Below are 18,862 nucleotides of genomic sequence, written 5' to 3'. Positions count from 1 at the left end.
TCCGGGGACGGGTGGTTGACTGTCCGCGATGACAGAAGATCAACCGGCCCCGCCCGCGGAGCCCGCGCCGCTGCTCTGCGAACCCTACCTGCTCGACCCGGACCCGACCGGGGTGTACGTCGCCTGGCACACCGAGGAGCCGGGCGCCGGCCAGTACGTGCTGGTCGGCGCCGAGGTGACCGCGATGTCGCCCCGGCAGGCCCGGGACGCGGCGACCGGCGGGCAGCCGTCCGGGCCGGGTTGGCGGCGCTTCCCCGCGCAGACCCGTCCGCTCTCCCGGACCAGGGAGGACGCCGATTCCCGGCTGCCCGGCCGGAGCTACCCGGCGGTGACCCGCCGCCCGGTGTACCGGCACCTGGTCCGGGTCACCGGGCTGCCGCCGGGGCGTACGCCGTACCGGGTGGTGGCGCTGGACGGTGGCGGGCGGGCGACCGTCACGGCGGCGTACTCGCTCGCCCCGGCGGCACCGGCCGGGGCCGGGGTGCGGCTGCTGCTCACCAGCGACCATCAGCTCAAGGCGATGACGCCGGCCAACCTGGAGATGGTGGCCGAGACCGTCGGGGTACGGCTGGACGGGGTGCTGATGGCCGGCGACATGGTCAACGTCGCGGACCGGGCCAGCGACTGGTTCGACGCCGGCACCGGTCCCGCCTTCTTCGCCGCGATGACCGGTCGGGCCCGGACACCGATCGCCGGACGGACCTATCGAGGCGCGCCGCTGCTCCAGCACACCCCGCTCTTCCCGGCGCTCGGCAACCACGAGGTGATGGGTCGGTGGTCCGGGACCGCCAGCCTGGAGAGCCAGTTCCACGACCCGCAGCCCAGAGAGCTGGCCCGCGAGCGGTGGCGAGCGGAACGATCCGCCGGGCGGGTCGGGCCGGACGGGTCGGGGGGACCGGGCGGGCCCGGTGGGGCGGGCGACCCGGACGGCCCGGAAGAGGTCGAACTCGCGCGGCGGTCCTGGGACGTCACGACGTACGAGGAGTTGTTCCCCCATCCGCGCAGCGCCTCGGGCGGCCCTCGCTGGTGGTCCCGGACGATCGGGGACGTGCACCTGGTGACGCTCTTCGTCACCTCGATCTGGCGGCCGCACGTGCCGGTCGGGCGCGGCAAGTTCCAGGAGGACGTGGCCGATCTGGACCACCCGGAGCGGTGGGGGCACGGCCAGTTCCTCTTCGAGCCGGTGCACCGGGACTCCGCCCAGTACCGCTGGTTGGCCCGGGAGCTGACCTCTGCCGAGGCCCGCGCGGCGCGGTTCCGGGTGGTGATGTTCCACCATCCCAGCCACGGGCTCGGGGAGAACTCCGCTCCGGCATACACCGACCCGGTGCCCACCGTCACGCGCGACCCGGAGACCGGGAAGATAACGGCCGTCCGGTACGCCTATCCGCTCGCCGACGACCACATCCTGCGCGACCTCGAACCGCTCTTCTCCGCCACCGGGGTGCACCTGGTGCACAACGGTCACGCGCACCTGTGGAACCGGTTCCGCAACCCGGCCGGGGTCAACTGGCTGGAGACCTCGAACGTCGGCAACAGCTACGGCGCGTACGACGTGTCGTCCGGGGCCGCGCGCGTCCTGCCGGAGGGACCGGAGAGCGTCCGGCAGGGTGATCCGGGCGGGCTGACCCCGGTCGTGCCGACGGTCGCGCCGCTGACCGGGCCGACCGGTGCCCCCCTGCCCTATGTGGCGAGCAACGACATCACGGTCTTCTCAATCCTCGACTCAGCGGCCGGAGTGGTCCGCTCCTACCGCTTCGACACCCGGGACCCGGACTCCCCCGCCCTGCTCTTCGACGAGTTCCCGTTGGGCTGACCCCGTTGCCCGGTGGCGCCGCCGGGTCCGGCTTCGGTCAGTCCGGTGGCTCCGGGGTGTCCGATGGCTCCGGGGTGACGGTCTGCTGGGAGGTGCGCCGCTCCAGGAACGAGTCGGGGGCCGCCGCCGCCTCGGCGACCCGGCGTTCGGATTCGTCCGTCCGTGGGTCGGACTCGGCGAGCGCCACCGCACCCGCTTCGCGCCGGTCGGACTCGGCCAGGACGGCCTCCGCCTGCGCCTCCGGGTCGTCACTGCCCGCCGCCCGTTCCTCCGGCAGCAGGTGGGCGGCCCGGTTCTCGACCCGGTCACCGGTCTCGTCGCTCATGCCGTGATCCATACCCGCGGGCGTCGTGCTCCATGCCCCACCACCCTGACGGAGTATCGGCGGAGACCCCGGCGGAGGAGCCACGCCCAGGGTGGTGTCAGAACGTGATAGACCGCCAGAAGATTCGCGAGTACGGGTTCGCGGTGACGGCGTACAGCCGCTGGCCCTTCATGCTGTGAGCCAGCACGGGGGATGCGATCACCTGGTCGTTGGTGACCTTCCACGATCCGCCGATAACGGGTCCTGACGCGTCCGCCAACCAGATGCCGTTGTCAAGGCCGCGGACAACGGCATAGGCCCTCTTGTTGTTGTCCGCCACGTAGAGGTGGGGCTGCGTGTTCGCGTACATGCCGCTTGTGAACCACGGCCACCCGCCGCTTCCGAGGTTCGTGCCCTGCGGAATGCGCGTCGTCCTGAGCCTTCCGTCCTGCAGTCGGCTGGCCACGATGACGTTGCCGTGGTGGTCGGCCACGATCGCGGGGGCATCTGGCGACGTGATGTGGCCGTTGTTCCAGTCCCGTATGCTCGCCCGGCCGAGAGGTCGGCCGTCGATGACACGCTGGATGGAGAGGCTGCCGTTGTCGCTGTGGCGGAGCGCGATCCACAGTTGGTTCGGGCGGCTCGGGAGCACGGTCACGGCGACCGACTGCTGTGGGTGAACGTTCCCCCAATTGTTGGTCTCCGTCCAGCGAGACCAACCGACACCGTTGTACGTCGCGTGGTAGACGGCTCGGTTCTGTCCGGTGTGGAAGAGCCAGATCTGGCCCTGGTACACCACGGCGGCGGGGGCCGCTTCGGTTCGCGGCGCGGCATCGCCCGGTGCGTAGGCCGGGACCTCCACCCACTTCCTCTGGTAGTTCCAGAAGATGCGGTTGTCGAGACCGCGGATGAAATTGTGGTCGTTTCCGTTGAAGGCGACCACCGCTGGGGCGCTCGTCGTCATTCCGCCGTCGGAGATCTCGGTCCAGCCCCCGTCGAGGGCGAAGGCCCGTCCGGGCAGCAGGGCGCCCGCGGCCACGGCTGCCGATGTGGCGGCGGCTCCGGTCAGCAGTCCGCGTCGGCTGATGTGCGGCGGCCGCGCACCCGAAGTGGCACTCATTCTGGTCCCTTTCGTCGTCGTTACGGGTGCGAGCTTAGGAAGGCGCACCTCTACAGCCGATCGACGCCGGGTAGACGCCACGCCGAACGGCGGCGCCGGCGAACCGCACCGGCGTCGCCGGCTGGAGGGATCACCCCGCGAAGAGCCGGGCCGGCACGGCGTCGGCGAGCAGGCGGTAGCCGGCCGGATTGAGGTGCAGATGGTCGCCGGTGTCGGCCATCGGCAGCAGGTGGCGAGGGCTCACCGGATCCCGGACGGCCGCGTCGAAGTCGATCACCCCATCGAACCGGCCACCGCCCCGGATCCATCCGTTGACCGCCTGGCGGGTGGCTTCCCGGATGCCCGCCCGGTCGTCGTAGTCGCTGCCGCCGAAGGGGGTCAGCGTCGCTCCGTACACCCGGATGCCCTGGGCGTGTGCCCGGGTCACGATCTGGTCGTAGGCGGTGACCAGGTCGGTGCCGACCGCCCGCTGAGCCGCCTCGGTGGGCTCGGCGGTGCCGATGTCGTTGACCCCCTCGAAGACGACCAGCCAGGTGACCCCGCTCTGCGCCAGCACGTCCCGATCCAGTCGGGCCAGCGCGCTGGGCCCCAACCCGTCGTCGAGCACCCGGTTGCCACCGGTGGCCTGGTTCGCCACCGCCACGTGCGCGGTCGGGCCGTACGCGTGCAGCCGGTCGACGAGCTGGTCAGGCCAGCGGTCGTTCCCGTCGGTGGTGGAGCCGCGCCCGTCGGTGAGTGAGTCGCCGAGCACCGCCGCGACCCTGGTGGCGGGCCCGGCCGGCACCTCCAGGCCGCTGAGGAAATACCAGTGTTCGACCGCAGTGGCGCCGGGCAGCGCCGCAGCCGTCGCGTGGTCGCCGGGCAGCAGGTGCGAGGTGGTCCGGGACCCGGGATGCGAGGTGATCCGATGCGAGGCCTGGCCCTGCGCGAGATAGATCGACACCGTCAGGTTGCTGCGGGCCGCCACGGGCAGGGCGACCGGGTCGGAGACCAGGTGCGCACCGACCGGCACGACCACCGAGGAGCGTCCGCTGAAGGTCACCGGGCATGCGCTGTCCCGCCGGATCGCGCTGGCTCCGGCCCGGCCGCCCTCGGGCAGCGCCACCGAGGCCGCGGTGATCGGCAGCGGTGCTCCGCCGAACGCGTTGGAGAGGCGTAACCGGATCCGCTCACCCGGCACCGAGACCCGGATGGTCTGCCGGAGTGTGCTGTCGGCCAGCACCCCGCCGCCCCAGATGAAGGGTGCCGGCGGCAACTGCTCCGGCGCGGCCTGCTGCGGCGTCGACGTCCAGCTCACGGCCCAGCGTTCGGCCCCCGGGGGCGTGCCCGCGACGGCCTCGGCGGCGGCCCCTCGCACCGTCACCGCGCTGGACAACGACCACCTCCGGCTCGCACCGCGGCCTTCCTGCCGGCTGCCGCGACCGCTCCCGTGCGGCCGGCTGCCGGCCGGACAGACATCCCGGGACAAATATAGGGTTGGACCGGCCCGGCGGTGCTTCCGGCGCTAACGAGCGCGGGGCGACGCGCCCTTGAGGTGCCGGCCCAGCTCGCGGGCGATCTCCCGGTTCGCGTCCCGCTCGGCCAGGGCCTGGCGCTTGTCGTACGAGCGTCTGCCGCGCGCGACAGCGAGCTCGACCTTTGCCCAGCCGCCCGCGAAGTAGAGCGACATCGGCACCAGCGTCAGCCCGGGCTCGCGGATCCGGTCCAGGATCCTGGCGATCTCCACTCTGCGCAGCAGCAGCTTCCGCATCCGCCGGGGCTGGTGGTTGGTCCAGGTCCCGTAGGCGTACTCCGCGATGTGCAGCCCGTAGAGCCAGAGTTCGCCGTCCCGCTCCTGGGCGAACGCGTCCACCAGCGAGGCGTGGCCGGCGCGCAGCGACTTGACCTCGGTGCCGCGCAGCACGAGCCCCGCCTCGTACGTCTTCAGGAGCGCGTACTCGTGCCGCGCCTTCCGGTTCGAGGCGACGAGTCTGCGCTCCGTCTCCCTGGCCGCGACGACCTCCCCGGTGTCCGGACCCGGCATCCGCCGGGCCGCCCGACCCGCGCCGGGCAGCCAGACTATACGCGGCCTGCGGGATCCGGCCCGACCAGTTTCGGCGGGCGTGCCACTCCGCACGCGGTCCGCCTCGGCGCCGGGTGGGACAATGCCCCGATGCCGCCGACCCGCCCCAGCCACATCCTCTTCGACTTCTTCGGCACCCTGGTCGACTACTCGGCCAGCCGCACCGAGCAGGGCTACCCGGGCTCGCACGGACTGCTCCGGCGACTCGGTGCCGCGCTGGACTACCCCGGATTCCTGGCGGCCTGGTCGCAGACGATGACCGGCTTCGACCTGCGCAGCGACGAGGACGACCGCGAGTTCTCGATGACCGAGGTCGGCACGGTCTTCCTCGCCGACGTCCTGGGCCGGCACCCGGCCCCGGCGGAGGTCGACGCGTTCGTCACCGAGTATCTCCGGGAGTGGAACACCGGCGTGCACCACCCGGCCGGCGTTCCGGATCTCGTCCGCGAGCTGCGCCGCGACCACCGGCTGGCCGTCGTCTCCAACACCCACCAACCGGACCTGGTGCCGGGCCATCTCGCGGCGATGGGCCTGGCGCCCTGCTTCGACGTCGTGATCACCTCCGTCGAGCTGGGCTGGCGCAAGCCACACCCCCGGATCTACGCCGCCGCACTCGACGCCCTCGGCATCGACGCCGAGGCGGCCGTCTTCGTCGGCGACACCTACGGGCCCGATTTCGTCGGTCCGGAGCGGGCCGGGATCCCGGCGTACCTCATCGACCCGCAGCGCCGGGCACCGGTGCCGGACGACCGCCGGCTCGACTCGCTCTTCGACCTGCCGGACCGGCTGCGGACACCGCAGGCCGGCGACGACAGGCTCGCCGGGTCCGCCCGGTGAACCCGGCTCCCCGGATCAGGAGGTCTGGTCGTCGGGTACGCAGATCGTCAGCGCGCCCGGGCTGATCCGGGCCTTCAGCCGGGTCACCCGGTCGCGGGCGCCGCCGTCCAGCTCGTACGTCATCGGCTCGGCGAACCGGACGTCGATCTTCCGCCCCCGGGTGATCCGGACGAACGGCGACGAGTCGGAACGCCCGACCGCCATCCGGCCGAGGGTACGGACCCAGTCCACCACGCCGCTCGCGGTCGCCACCCCGACCTCCAGGCAGCCGTCGTCGGGGCGGGCGTCGTCGAAGGCGGGGATGCCGCCGGTGATCGTGCCGACGTTGCCGAGGAGCACGCAGCTCGCCTCCCCCTCGAACCAGTCGGCGCCGTCGACCCGGACCCGCATCCGGGTGGTCTCGCTCCGGACGTGCCGCAGGCCGGTCCAGACGTACGCCAGCCGGCCCAGCCGGTCCTTCAGGTCGCGGTCCGCCTCCCGGATCAGCTCGCCGTCGAAGCCGGCACCGGCCATCACCGCGAAGTGCTCGCCGTTGAGCCGTCCGAGGTCGAGCGTACGACGCGGCCCGGTCAGCCCGATCCGGACCGCCTCGGCCAGGTCCTGTGGGATTCCGAGGTTTGTGGCGAGCAGGTTGGCCGTGCCGGCGGGCAGGATCGCCAGGGCGGCGTCCGAGCCGGCCAGCGCGTCGGAACAGCGCTGCACCATGCCGTCCCCACCCCAGACGAAGATCAGCTCGGCGCCCTTGTCGACCGCCTTGCGGACCTTCTTCGGCGCCTTGCGGCTCTTCGGCACCTCGTACCAGAGCAGGTCGTCGATGCCGGCGCCGCGCAGCCGGGAGCGGAGTTCGTCGAGCCCGCCGCCGAGGGACTTCTTCCGGTGCGCGACGACCGCGACCCGGCCCACCCGGGCCGGGGTCGCGGCGTCCGGCTCGGCGGTCAGTGTGCTGGTCATGCCCCGGGTCTTACCCAGCGACCCGGGCCGCCATGCGGGTGCTCAGAGGGTACGGGCCAGCCGGTCGGCGAGCAGCCGGGTGAACCGGGCCGGGTCGCCGAGTTCGCCGCCCTCGGCGAGCAGCGCCATCCCGTACAGCAGTTCTGCGGTCTCGGCGACGGTCTGGTCCTCCGCGTGACGCTCGTGCGCCTCCCGCAGCCCGGTCACCAGCGGGTGCGTCGGGTTGAGCTCCAGGATCCGCTTGACCGCCGGCATCTCCTGCCCCATCGCCCGGTACATCTTCTCCAGCGTCGGGGTCATGTCCTGGGCGTCGCCGACGATGCAGGCCGGCGAGGTGGTCAGCCGCGACGAGAGCCGCACCTCCTTGACGTTCTCGGCGAGCTGGGTGGTGAGCCAGCCGAGCAGGTCGGCGAAGTCCTTCTCCTGCTGCTCGCGCTCGGCACCGGCGTTCTCCTTCTCCTCGTCGCTGTCGAGGTCGACCTGCCCCTTCGCGATCGACTGGAACTTCCTGCCGTCGAAGTCCGGCACCGAGGAGACCCACATCTCGTCGATCGGGTCGGTCAGCAGTAGTACCTCGTAGCCCTTTGCCCGGAACGCCTCCATGTGCGGCGAGTTCTCGATCGTCGTCCGGGACTCGCCGGTGGAGTAGTAGATGTCGGTCTGGCCCTCCCTCATCCGCTCGACGTATCCGGCCAGCGTGGTCGGCTGCTCCGGGTCGTGGGTCGAGGCGAAGGAGGAGATCTCGAGGATCGTCTTCTGGTTGTCGAAGTCGTCGAGCAGCCCCTCCTTGACCGCCTTGCCGAACTCCGACCAGAAGGTCCGGTAGCGCTCGGGGTCGTTGGTCATCATCTCCTTGACCGTGGAGAGCACCTTCTTCACCAGGCGGCGGCGCATCAACTGGATGTGCCGGTCCTTCTGGAGGATCTCCCGGGAGATGTTCAGCGACAGATCCTGGGCATCCACCACGCCCTTGACGAAGCGCAGGTACTCCGGCATGAGTTCCTGGCAGTCGTCCATGATGAAGACCCGCTTGACATAGAGCTGCACGCCCCGCTTCGCCCCGCGCATGAAGAGGTCGTACGGCGCGCGGGACGGGATGAAGAGCAGGCTCTCGTACTCGAAGGTCCCCTCGGCCCGCATGTGGATGGTCTCCAGCGGGTCGGTCCAGTCGTGGCTGAGGTGCCGGTAGAACTCCTTGTACTCGTCCTCCTTGACGTCGTCCTTCGACCGCGCCCAGAGCGCCTTCATCGAGTTGAGCGTCTCGACCTCGGTGGTCGTCGCCCCCTCGTCGGCGCTCCGCTCGACCGCCATCCGGATCGGCCAGGCGATGAAGTCCGAGTAGCGCTTGACGATCTCCCGGATCTTCCACTCGGCGGTGTAGTCGAAGAGCTGGTCCTCGGAGTCCTCCGGCCGCAGGTGCAGGGTGACCGAGGTGCCCTGGGGCGCCTCGTCGACCGTCTCGACCGCATAGGTCGCGCCACCGTCGGACTCCCAGCGGGTCGCGGTGGATTCGCCGGCCTTCCGGGTGAGCAGGGTCACCTTGTCGGCGACCATGAAGCTGGAGTAGAAGCCGACCCCGAACTGCCCGATGAGTTCCTGCGAGCCGACCGCGTCCTTGGTCTCCTTGATCTTCTCCAGGAGCTCCGCCGTGCCGGACTTGGCGATGGTGCCGATGAGGATGATCACCTCCTCCCGGGACATCCCGACGCCGTTGTCCCGGACGGTGAGCGTACGCCGCTCCCGGTCGACCTCGATCTCGATGTGCAGGTCGGACGTGTCGACCGCCAACTCCTTGTCGGCGAAGGCCGCAAGTCGCAGCTTGTCGAGCGCATCCGAGGCGTTGGAGATCAGCTCCCGCAGGAAGATGTCCTTGTTCGAATAGATCGAATGGACCATCAGCTGCAACAACTGGCGCGCCTCGGCCTGGAACTCGAAAGTCTCGGTGCCGGTGCTCATGTGACCCTCCACGAAATCCCCACCGCGTCGACAATGACCGACGCCCCGATTCTGACCCTCAGCACGGATACGTTCCGGGAGAGCCGGCGCCATACTAAATGACCGCGGCACGGCGCTGCGGAGCCCCGTACTCGGAGGGGTCGATCATGACTTCCGGTGGCGCCGGCTCCGGCCGGCGCCACCGGGACCGTCACGGACGCACGAAGGTGACGTCGGGGTGGCGCGGCGACGGGTCGCACAGCAGCCGCTGCGGGCGGCCCCCGCGGGCCGCCGGTACGGCGGCCGGCACCGACAGCACATCTGCCGATGGTGCCTGGACGACCCCGAAAATCTCAGGGCCGGCGCGCCAACTATCGGGTCCACGACATTGTCACGGACCGCGACGAATCGATAGCGTTGTGCCCTCTTCGAGCCAGGAGGGTAGACGTGGCAGGTCGCGCGGCGCTCCTCGTCGGTGTTCCGAGCTATGACAACGATCTGTTCGAAACGATGCCCCACGTGATCGCCGCCGACATGCGGCGAATGACGGAGGCCCTCGTGCAGTCGGGATACACCATCGCCCGTTGCGGAACCGAGCAAGGCGGCGTTGCCGCGACGTTCAACGGCATCACCGGCGCCATGAAGCAGGCCTTCCGGGAGGCTCCGGAGGGTGGCGTACTCGTCGTCTACTACTCCGGTCACGGGGTCGTGGTCGACGGGCGGAGCTACCTCGTGCCGAAGGATGCCTACGGCGGTCCGAAAGGGCCGGACCCCGAGAGCCTCGTCCCGCTCGTGCCGCGCGGCCTCGACGAGTGCCGAGCCAAGCTGGTGGTCTTCTTCGTCGACGCCTGCCGCAACAACCTCTCCGGCGCGCTGGACCTGCCGCGTGGCGACGAACTGCCCCGCCCGCCGAACGGGGCGTTCGTCATGGTCAACAGTTGTGGTCCCGGGGAGTGGAGTGGTTACGGCGACGACGGAAGCTACTTCACACGGGCCGTCGCCGAGGCACTCGACCGGCGGTCGCCGGCCCGGACCCTGGGCGAGGTCACCACGGTCACCGTCAAGCAGCTCGCCCGGCGCCGTGCGACGAGCGACGACGTACGACAGACCCCGACCTTCGTCTTCGCGCAGAGTGGTCTCTCCACCGATCCGGTCGAATCGATGGTCATCTGTCACGGTGACAAGGTCGTCGAGTCCTGGCGGGAAGCCGTCGAGTCTTCCCGACTGTGGCGACGGTCGTCGGTGGACGACAGGACGACCGCCAGCATCCGCGGTGAGGTGCTCGGGGTGATCGACGCCTGCGCACGGCACTGGCTGGACGCGCGAGCGCACCTCGTCGAAACGGCCAAGCTGACCGACCCCTGGTCCACCCAGGACTATCCGGTCCGGGTCCTCGCGTCGTTGGAGAGCCTGATCGGGGACGACACCAGGCTGAGGCCGGCGGAGATGGTGGCGTTGATCGCCGCACCGTTCCTGCGGGAGGTCGCACTGAGTGCCGGCCTGATCCTCGCTGCCGGCATCAAGCCCTGTGACTTCACCAGACTGCACGGAGAGCGGGCCCGGAGTGATCTCGAAATCACTCACGACATGCACGAACACGTCTGGCGCCGTGCGGAGGGCCTGGCCCGCCGCAACTGGCTGGAGGCCCGGGACACGCTGGCGATGTGGCTCGTGCACCGTTGGCTGGCCGGACGCTCCTCGCTCTGGACGGACCCGGCCGTCACCGCCCTGGTCGAGCGGCTCAGCCCCGCTCTCAGCGGCCACTCGGGGCTGACCCCACGAGAGCTTCCCGGGCACCTGGGAGTGCTGATGCGGTGCGCCGACGGTGACTACGACGACCGGACGCTGGTGGCCCAGCTCGAGCGGAACGTCATCGACTCGCGGTTCCGCGCGCTCGGTGCGATGCTCTGGCTCTCCGGCATCCTGGCCGCCGATCCGCGCCGGATGCCCAGCGTGATCGTCGACCACATCGGGGTCACCGACGAGCTGTCGCTCGCCAGCGTGCACCAGGCGGCCCGGGAGATCAAGTGGATCAGTACGGGTGACGAGCTGACGCTCGAAGCGGCCTGTGACCACCCCGCGCTCTACACCGTCTTCGAGGGAATTGCGAAGCGGGCCGCCGGGGCCCGGAAGACGCTCTGCGGCGTCGACCTACATCCCGACCTCGCGCGTTACCTGCCGGCCACCGTCACCGCTGCCCGCCTGCGCCCGGAGAGAATCGACGGGGTGCTGGCCTTCGACACGCCGGTCCTCAGGTTCCGGCTCTCCGACGAGAAGGTCCGCGAGCTGCTGATGGGCCGCCAACTGTACGGACAACCAGACCTCGCCATCCGCGAGCTGTACCAGAACGCTCTCGACGCCTGCCGCTACCGCCGCACCCGTCGGGAGTACCGACGACGGACCGGCGGCGACACGGTGCCGTGGATCGGCCGGATCACCATCCGGCAGGGTGAGGAGAACGGCCGCCCCTTCATCGAGTGTGCCGACAACGGCGTGGGCATGGGGCCGGAGACCCTGGAAAACACCTTCGCCAACGCCGGTGAACGCTTCATCTACCGGCCGGCCTTCCGGACCGAGTACGCACGGTGGCAGGAGCTCGAACCGCCGCTGGATCTCGTCCCGAACAGCCAGTTCGGGGTCGGCGTCTTCAGCTACTTCATGATCGCCGAGGAGATCGCGATCTGGACGTGGCCGACCAGCGAGGACGATGTCGCGGAGGCCGGCGCCTACCGGGTACGCATCGCCAGTAGCGGCAGCCTCTTCCAGATCACGCCCGCCGACCGGCCGGCCGGCGGCGGGACGATCGTCCGGCTGTACCTGACCGGTGACGAGTCGGTCTCGGTGGTGCGGACCATGCGCCGGCTCCTGCGCATCGCCGAGTTCGAGGTCACGGTCACCGAGGACGGTGGCTCGTCGGAGACCTGGGCGCCGGAGGAGCTGCGCTACCCCGGCGCTGCGGTGTCCCCACTGCGGCACGGCGACGACTTCTGGTGGGTCAACGACGAGGGCGGCCTGGTCGCCGACGGCATCCGTACCAACGAGGAACGGTTCGGACTCGTGGTCAACCTGCGCAACCGCAGGCGCCCCCGCTTCACCGTCGACCGCAACCGGCTGCGCGGGTGGGATCGGGACTGGATCAACACGCAGGTCACCGAGTCGCTGCCGGCCCTGGCACAGTGGCCGGGCCTCACCCTCAACTGGCTCTGGAACGTCACCCGGAACACGCCGCAGGTGAGCGAAAAGATCTTCGACTGGCTGGTCGAGAACGACAAGGACCTCCCGGTCGAGGGTTCCTGGGCGCACGGGACCGCACCCCCGGTGTCGCGCATCGGTTGCCTGCCAGCGGATCGGGACCTGTTCAGTGGTGAGCTGAACGGCTGGAGCTACGGATTCGAGTGGTTGTCGCGGTGGCGTGCCGCCGTGTGGGCGGGCTACGCCCGGTTCCAGTTCATGGACTACATCGCCACTCCGCAGTGCCTCGACGGCTTCCCCGTGGTCCGCCCGCTCGACGCGGCTGTCATCGACGAGATCTACGAGCATCGGTGGGGAGCTAACGCCCGTTTCGGCCGCCCCTCCCTGGAAGACCTGTTCGAGGCGGCGGCCGACGAAGACGAGAAACCTGTCGAACGCCTCCGCCGCCTCCGCCGGTACGCAGTGATCGGACTCGACCTCTCGGAGATCCGCCACATTCCACCGGTGCGTCACCGCTTCCACCTGGACGATCCCCAGCCGGAGCGAGGGCTGGAGAACAGACACCTCCTTTCTGCGGTTGCCGCCTGGGCCAGACCGGGAGAACCGCCAAAACGAGGTATCGGCGGCTGGCTGGCGCTCGCGTCGATGAACCTGCACGCTCCACTCGCCGAGGTGATCCGTCGCGCGTCTGCTCTGGTGCCGGCCGACTGGGTGCCACCACGACACGAGGCCGTCGCGGCATTCGGCCACGACGTCTTCACCGCCACCGACGTGGAGATGTTCTCGCAGCACACCAGGGTCGGTCCGCCGTGGGTCGCACCGGACGTGCCCCCGTCGCAGGTGATGAAGATCAGCGCCAAGCACGGCAAGTCGGTGCCCGATGTACTGGCCGCGTTCGACCGCTTCGCGAGTCTGGGATACACCGTGATCGGCCGGGACCGCCTGCCCGCCGACATGCAGCCGGTGGAACACGACGCGTTGCTGCTCGTCGACGAGATGCGGACACCGGTGACACCGCTCCACCTCCTCCTGATGGCAAACCGCCACGATATGACGGTGCAAAAGGTCCGGGCCAGCCTGCGTAGGCTGGCAGATGCGGAATTCCTGGTGCTACCGCCGGTACTCGACAACGAGGACATCACCCCTACCGACGACGAGCTCGAAGTCATCCAGCAGTGGCTGTTCGATTTCGACCCCCGCAGTGGCCTCCAGCGGCTGAGCACCGGATGGCGGACGTTTCACTGGCTCGTCAGCTATGTGCACGGGAGAGACCTCGACGGAGTTCGGACCCGGATGCAGTCGTGCCGTCGTCTTCTGGACTTCGCCGACCCGCGCCGGCCCATCAGTGCGCCGGAGTTGCTGGACCTGGCTTACGTGACCGATGCCTCCGTGGCCGCGACCGTGGCGTTCTACCAGGTGCTCCTGCCCGATACCGCAGACGTCACGGAGCTGCCCGGGACGATGCGGACATCCGACCTGAAGGTCGTTGAGTCCTCGGATCTCTGGGCGCTGGTCGCTCTGCGACGCTTTCTCCGGCACATCGAATCCGAGCTGACCTGGACGCTTCGACCGAGCGACATCGCCGATGCGGCTTCCTACAACCGGCTCAGCATCGCGTCGTTTCTCGACCGACTGGAGCCGTACCGGGCGTTCGGTGCTCCCCTGCCCGTTCTCGACGGCCAGGAGCGGGCACTTCTTGAGTCGCACACGGTGGACAAGTACGACGCGGCGATGCTGGTGACGGTTGACGACTTCGGTCAGGAGAGGCCGTTCGACACGGTGACGCCGCTCGTTCTCGTGCAGACGGCGGGGCGGTTCGGCTGGACGGTCGCGGCCACCCGTACCCGAATGGCACGCTTCGAGCCGCTGGGCCTGAAGGTGCTGTGCCCTGCCGAGGCGTGCCCGGACGAGATCGTGCACTGGCAGGACCTGCTGGTGCTCAGCGTCCATCTCGACGGTCAGGAGCCGGTGGTCCAGGGCCGGGTCGACGCGGCCCACCTCGAAGCCGCAGCCGAAGAGGTGAACGCGAGCGTCGAGCACGTACGGCAACGCCTCTCCCGGTACGCCGAGCTGTTCGGCTTCGACCTCGAACCGGTTCCGAGCAGCGCGAAGCCGGAAGAGTGCCACAATGGCTGACCCCTCGGCCAGCGGCGCGGCGGAGTACCTCGAGCGGCACCGTCGCGTCGAGTACGTCGTGCGGCTCTACGCCGACCAGTTGCGGCGGTTCCGGATCACCCCGTCAGCGGATGGCCGCGAGACGCGAATCGAGGGTGTCTGCCCCGGCTGTGGCGGATACACCGCGACCGTCTGGGTACGCGGCAGCGGCAACAACCACAAGGGGATCTTCGGCGGATCGTCCACGCGGTCCACGGCACGAGTGCCGGATCGGACCCGCCTTGTCAACTGCGAATGCGGCCACGCACACCGCAACCGTCCGGAGACCGCCGCGTTCCACGGATGTGGCGCCCACTGGTTGGTCGAGCTGCCGTGACCGCCGACCGGTGGTGGTGGGCGCAGAAGGCCCAACAGCTCAAGTTCACGCAGCTCGAGGCGGCCAGGAAGCAGGCCGAGAACTGGCGGATCGGACTCGTCGGGATCACCACCCTGCTCGGGGCGGTGCTGATCGTCAAAGGTCGCGACAACTTCAGCGCCCTGGCTCGACCGTACCCCCTGGTAGTTCTCGCCCTCTTCGGACTCGGTGTCGGTACGCTGGTCCTCGCCACGCTCGCGGCCATCCGCGCCGCGTCCGGCGCTCCCGGCGACGAGATCGTGCTCAACGGCGAGGAGCTACGCGCCTGGACCGAGATTGAGGTCGCCGATGTCCACCGCGCGATCAGGGTTGCCCGCGTGTTCACCACGGTCGGAATGTGCGCTGTCTTCGCCGGCGCGACGACGGCCTGGTTCGCACCGGCGAAGACGTCCGAGACGCCACTGGTGCGAATCGAGTTTCCGACCGGGCAGCTCTGCGGCAAGCTCCTCCAGCTGGGCGACGGGATAATCCGCATCGGCGAACATGATCGTTATCACCTGGTCCCGCTCACTGCGACGGTACTGGTCGAGACCGTCGAGGCCTGCCCGTAGCCTGCTCGTCAGTTCCTGACTTGCCGCCGTCAACGCACACCGCCGGGGCTGGCGGCGACGGCACAGCTCTCGACCCGCATTCTCGGTTCTCGACCTTCGGCTCTCTTTCGGCCCGTCCTGATGTCATGGCCTCCTGTGGGCGTCCGGCCCGTCTCCCCGGCCGGGCGCCCGCTCCGGAGAAACAGCCTCGACGGAAGGAACTCGGACCATGCGGATCAAGCGGATCGCCGGGCTGGCCCTTGCCGGTGCCGCGGCGGTCGCGGCGGTCGGCGCCGCCACGGCGGCGTACGCCAACGACCCGGCCGGCCCGGAGAAGACCGTACGGATCGTCACCGAGAACAACGGCAACGTCTTCGGTAGCGGCTCCGCCGACGGGTCGGACTGTCCCGAGAGCGGTGGCGCGGAGCCGCCTGCCCAGGCCGACCTGTGAGGAGCGGCCGATGAGCGTCATCAGCACGGCGGAGCCGACCGCGCCGCACGTCGCCCTCGAACAGGCGATGTTCGAGGTCAAGCGGGTGATCGTCGGGCAGGACAGGTTGGTGGAGCGGCTCTTCACCGCGTTGTTGGCCGACGGGCACTGCCTGCTGGAGGGGGTGCCGGGGGTGGCGAAGACCCTGGCGGCGCAGACCCTGGCGACGGCGGTGGGTGGGACGTTCTCCCGGATCCAGTTCACGCCGGACCTGGTGCCGTCGGACATCGTGGGTACCCGGATCTACCGGGCGTCGGCGGAGAGTTTCGACGTGGAGCTGGGGCCGGTGATGGCGAACCTGGTGTTGGCCGACGAGATCAACCGGGCGCCGGCGAAGGTGCAGTCGGCGTTGTTGGAGGCGATGGCGGAGCGGCAGGTGTCGATCGGGGGGCGGAGTTATCCGGTGCCGGAGCCGTTTCTGGTGCTGGCGACGCAGAACCCGATCGAGTCGGAGGGGGTGTACCAGCTTCCGGAGGCGCAGCGGGACCGGTTCCTGCTGAAGGTCCTGGTCGACTACCCCACCGACGAGGAGGAACTCGGCATCCTCTACCGGATGGGCACCACCCGGCCCGAGCCGCGCCGGGTGCTGGATCCGGAGCGGCTGCGCGCCCTGCAGGCGCGGACCCGGGCGGTCTTCGTGCACCACGCCATCGCCGAGTACGTGGTGCGGCTGGTGGTCGCCACCCGGCACCCGGACCGGTTCGGCGCCGCCGACGTCTCGGCGCTGCTCGCGTACGGTGCGAGTCCCCGGGCCACCCTGGGGCTGGTCGCCGCCGCCCGGGCGCTGGCGCTGCTGCGCGGCCGCGAGTACGTGCTGCCGGCCGACGTCACCGAGCTGGCGGTCGACGTACTGGCGCACCGGCTGGTGCTCTCCTTCGACGCGGTCGCCGACGGCGTCTCGGCCGAGTCGGTGGTGCACCGGCTGGTCGGCGCGGTTCCTCCACCGCAGATCGCTCCCGCCCAGGCGGAGCTGGCGGCGTGAGGCGCGGCGGATGAACGAGGGATACGCGACCGTGCACCACCTCGCGCCGCACCGCCGGCTGCGCCGGCTGGAGCTCGCGGTCACCCGCCGGCTCGACGGGCTGCTGCACGGCCAACACCTCGGCCTGCTGCCCGGGGCCGGCAGTGAGCCCGGCGGCAGCCGCGAGTACCGGGCCGGCGAGGACGAGGTACGCCGGATGGACTGGGCAGTCACCGCGCGTACCGGGGTGCCGCACGTGCGGGAGGTGGACGCCGACCGGGAACTCACCACCTGGCTGCTGGTCGACTCGACCCCCAGCATGGACTTCGGCACCGCCGAGCTGGAGAAGCGGGAACTGGCCGTGGCCGCCTCCGCCGCCGTCGGCTTCCTCACCGCCGGGCTCGGCAACCGGCTCGGCGCGCACCTGCTCGGCGCGGACGGTATCCGGCGCTTTCCGGGGCGTACCGGCCGGGAGCACCTGCTGGGTCTGCTGCACACGCTGCTGGCCGCGCCGCGCGGTCCGGCCGGGTTCCGGCCGCCGGGGCTGGCGCAGGCGCTGGCCGGACTGCGGCGCGCCGCACCGCGCCGGGGTCTGGTGGTGGTCGTCTCCGACTGGCTGGACGGGCTGCCGGACCATCCGGACGCCCCGCCGGGCGCGACCTCCGCCCGGGAGCGCCCGGAGTGGGAGGCCGAGCTGCGCCGGCTCGCCGTCCGGCACCAGGTGCTGGCGGTCGAGGTGACCGACCCGCGAGAGTTGGAGCTGCCGGACGTCGGACTGATCACCCTGGTCGACCCGGAGAGCGGGCGGCGCCGCGAGGTCGCGACCGGCAGCCGGCGGCTACGCGAACGGTACGCGAGCGCCGCGCGGGAGCAGCGCGACCTCGTCCGGCTGGCGCTGCGCCGGGCCGGTGCCGCACACCTCGCGCTGCGCACCGACCGCGACTGGGTGACCGACATCGTCCGGCACGTCTACGCCCAACGCCGACTGGCGGCGGCAGCGGCCCGCCCCCCGGGCCCCAGCGGCGGTGCGGCATGACCGGACGCGGCATGACCGGACGCGACATGACCGGACGCGACATGACCGGACGCGACATGACCGGACGCGACATGACCGGGCGGGGCGAGGAGGAGGGGTCATGATCCTGGAGAGTCCGGATCGGCTGTGGCTGCTGGCCGGCGTGGCGGCCCTGGCCGTGGCATACCTGGTGATGCAGCGCCGCCGCAGCAGGTACGCGGTCCGCTTCACCAACCTGCGCCTGCTGGACCGGGTCGCCCCGAGCCGCCCGGGTTGGCGGCGGCACGTCCCGGCCGGCCTCTTCCTGGCCATGCTGGGGCTGCTGGTGGTCGGCTTCGCCCGCCCCAGCGACGAGGTACGGGTACCGCGCGAACGGGCCACCGTGATCGTCGCGGTGGACGTGTCGCTCTCGATGCTCGCCGACGACGTGCCGCCGGACCGGCTCAGCTCGGCCAAGGCGGCGGCCCGGGAGTTCGTCGACGGGCTGCCCGAGGAGTTCAACGTCGGGCTGGTCGCCTTCGCCGGCAACGCCTCGGTCTTCGTCGCGCCGGTCACCGACCGGTCGGCGCTGGACTCCGGGATCGATCGGCTGGCCGAGGGGGGCACCGGGGAGCAGGGCACCGCGATCGGGGACGCGATCGCCACCGCGCTGGAGACGATCGCGACCCTGGACGACCGGGCCGCCGAGGATCCGCCGCCGGCCCGGGTGGTGCTGCTCTCCGACGGCGCGAACACCTCCGGCAGTGACCCCGAGGAGGTCGCGGCGCAGGCCCGCAGTGCCGGCGTCCCGGTGGACACCATCGCCTTCGGCACCTCGGACGGGGTCATCGAGCAGGGCAGGCGGCCGATGACCGTACCGGTGGACGGCGAGACGCTGCGGATGGTCGCCGAGCGGACCGGCGGCGGGTACCACGAGGCGGGCAGCGGCGACGAGCTGCGGGCCGCGTACGCCGACATCGGCAGTTCGGTCGGTTACACCACCGAGCGTCAGGACGTGTCGGCGCGGTTCATCGGGATCGGTCTGGTGCTGGCGCTGCTCGCCGCCGCCGCGTCGATGTTCTGGTTCGCCCGGATCCCGTGACCGGAGAGACAATTCCACAGTGGAGGGAGTGGTGGCGA

The 18,862-nt window shown here is 70.7% G+C and carries 15 protein-coding genes; 9 read left to right on the top strand and 6 right to left on the bottom strand.

The genetic code is table 11. The annotated features are described in order from the left end of the window. Positions 1–28: 28 nt before the first annotated feature. A complete protein-coding gene (locus ACN28C_RS20075) occupies positions 29–1,816 on the top strand; it encodes a metallophosphoesterase family protein (protein ID WP_422769070.1) in 1,788 nt (595 codons plus the stop codon). 37 nt (positions 1,817–1,853) lie between these two features. Here the strand turns inward: ACN28C_RS20075 and ACN28C_RS20070 are convergent, their stop codons facing one another. From ACN28C_RS20070 to smpB, 4 genes are all read right to left on the bottom strand, one after another. Continuing rightward, positions 1,854–2,141 carry a hypothetical protein gene (locus ACN28C_RS20070; protein ID WP_422769069.1) on the bottom strand — a complete coding sequence of 96 codons (288 nt, stop codon included), beginning with the start codon at positions 2,139–2,141 and terminating at the stop codon, positions 1,854–1,856. Positions 2,142–2,238: 97 nt separating this feature from the next. Then, positions 2,239–3,240, bottom strand: coding sequence for a twin-arginine translocation signal domain-containing protein (locus ACN28C_RS20065; protein ID WP_422769068.1), 1,002 nt, complete (start codon positions 3,238–3,240; stop codon positions 2,239–2,241). Between the two features lie 130 nt (positions 3,241–3,370). Beyond that, positions 3,371–4,615, bottom strand: a complete 1,245-nt coding sequence (locus ACN28C_RS20060; RefSeq protein WP_422769067.1) for an SGNH/GDSL hydrolase family protein — start codon at positions 4,613–4,615, stop codon at positions 3,371–3,373. Between the two features lie 129 nt (positions 4,616–4,744). Beyond that, on the bottom strand, positions 4,745–5,263 hold the full coding sequence (gene smpB / locus ACN28C_RS20055; RefSeq protein ID WP_422769066.1) for an SsrA-binding protein SmpB: 519 nt from the start codon (positions 5,261–5,263) through the stop codon (positions 4,745–4,747). Between the two features lie 129 nt (positions 5,264–5,392). Between smpB and ACN28C_RS20050 the strand changes: the two genes are divergently transcribed. Beyond that, positions 5,393–6,139, top strand: coding sequence for an HAD family hydrolase (locus ACN28C_RS20050; protein WP_422769065.1), 747 nt, complete (start codon positions 5,393–5,395; stop codon positions 6,137–6,139). A gap of 15 nt (positions 6,140–6,154) precedes the next feature. Here the strand turns inward: ACN28C_RS20050 and ACN28C_RS20045 are convergent, their stop codons facing one another. Continuing rightward, positions 6,155–7,090: a diacylglycerol/lipid kinase family protein gene (locus tag ACN28C_RS20045; protein ID WP_422769064.1), complete on the bottom strand. Its 936-nt coding sequence runs from the start codon at positions 7,088–7,090 to the stop codon at positions 6,155–6,157. 42 nt (positions 7,091–7,132) lie between these two features. After that, a complete protein-coding gene (gene htpG / locus ACN28C_RS20040; protein WP_422769063.1) occupies positions 7,133–9,046 on the bottom strand; it encodes a molecular chaperone HtpG in 1,914 nt (637 codons plus the stop codon). A 426-nt stretch (positions 9,047–9,472) separates the two neighbouring features. On the opposite strand from htpG, the gene ACN28C_RS20035 reads away from it, so the two are divergent. The 7 genes from ACN28C_RS20035 to ACN28C_RS20005 all read left to right on the top strand — a co-directional run bounded on the left by ACN28C_RS20035 (position 9,473) and on the right by ACN28C_RS20005 (position 18,824). Further along, positions 9,473–14,353, top strand: coding sequence for an HD domain-containing protein (locus ACN28C_RS20035; RefSeq protein WP_422769062.1), 4,881 nt, complete (start codon positions 9,473–9,475; stop codon positions 14,351–14,353). Next, on the top strand, positions 14,346–14,708 hold the full coding sequence (locus tag ACN28C_RS20030; RefSeq protein WP_422769061.1) for a hypothetical protein: 363 nt from the start codon (positions 14,346–14,348) through the stop codon (positions 14,706–14,708). The genes ACN28C_RS20035 and ACN28C_RS20030 overlap by 8 nt, the downstream gene beginning before the upstream one ends. Further along, positions 14,705–15,298: a hypothetical protein gene (locus ACN28C_RS20025; RefSeq protein ID WP_422769060.1), complete on the top strand. Its 594-nt coding sequence runs from the start codon at positions 14,705–14,707 to the stop codon at positions 15,296–15,298. The genes ACN28C_RS20030 and ACN28C_RS20025 overlap by 4 nt, the downstream gene beginning before the upstream one ends. 208 nt (positions 15,299–15,506) lie before the next feature. Continuing rightward, positions 15,507–15,728: a hypothetical protein gene (locus ACN28C_RS20020; protein ID WP_422769059.1), complete on the top strand. Its 222-nt coding sequence runs from the start codon at positions 15,507–15,509 to the stop codon at positions 15,726–15,728. 10 nt (positions 15,729–15,738) lie between these two features. Further along, positions 15,739–16,749, top strand: coding sequence for an AAA family ATPase (locus ACN28C_RS20015; protein ID WP_422769058.1), 1,011 nt, complete (start codon positions 15,739–15,741; stop codon positions 16,747–16,749). Positions 16,750–16,759: 10 nt separating this feature from the next. Further along, positions 16,760–17,764 carry a DUF58 domain-containing protein gene (locus ACN28C_RS20010; RefSeq protein ID WP_422769057.1) on the top strand — a complete coding sequence of 335 codons (1,005 nt, stop codon included), beginning with the start codon at positions 16,760–16,762 and terminating at the stop codon, positions 17,762–17,764. A 100-nt stretch (positions 17,765–17,864) separates the two neighbouring features. Continuing rightward, positions 17,865–18,824 (top strand): VWA domain-containing protein, encoded by a 960-nt coding sequence (locus tag ACN28C_RS20005; RefSeq protein ID WP_422769056.1) that lies wholly within the window; start codon positions 17,865–17,867, stop codon positions 18,822–18,824. The last annotated feature ends 38 nt before the right edge of the window (positions 18,825–18,862 follow it).

The sequence above is a fragment of the Plantactinospora sp. WMMC1484 genome, assembly GCF_049315195.1.
In the GTDB taxonomy this organism is placed as follows: Bacteria; Actinomycetota; Actinomycetes; order Mycobacteriales; family Micromonosporaceae; genus Plantactinospora.
This window is presented reverse-complemented; position numbering and strand designations above follow the sequence as displayed.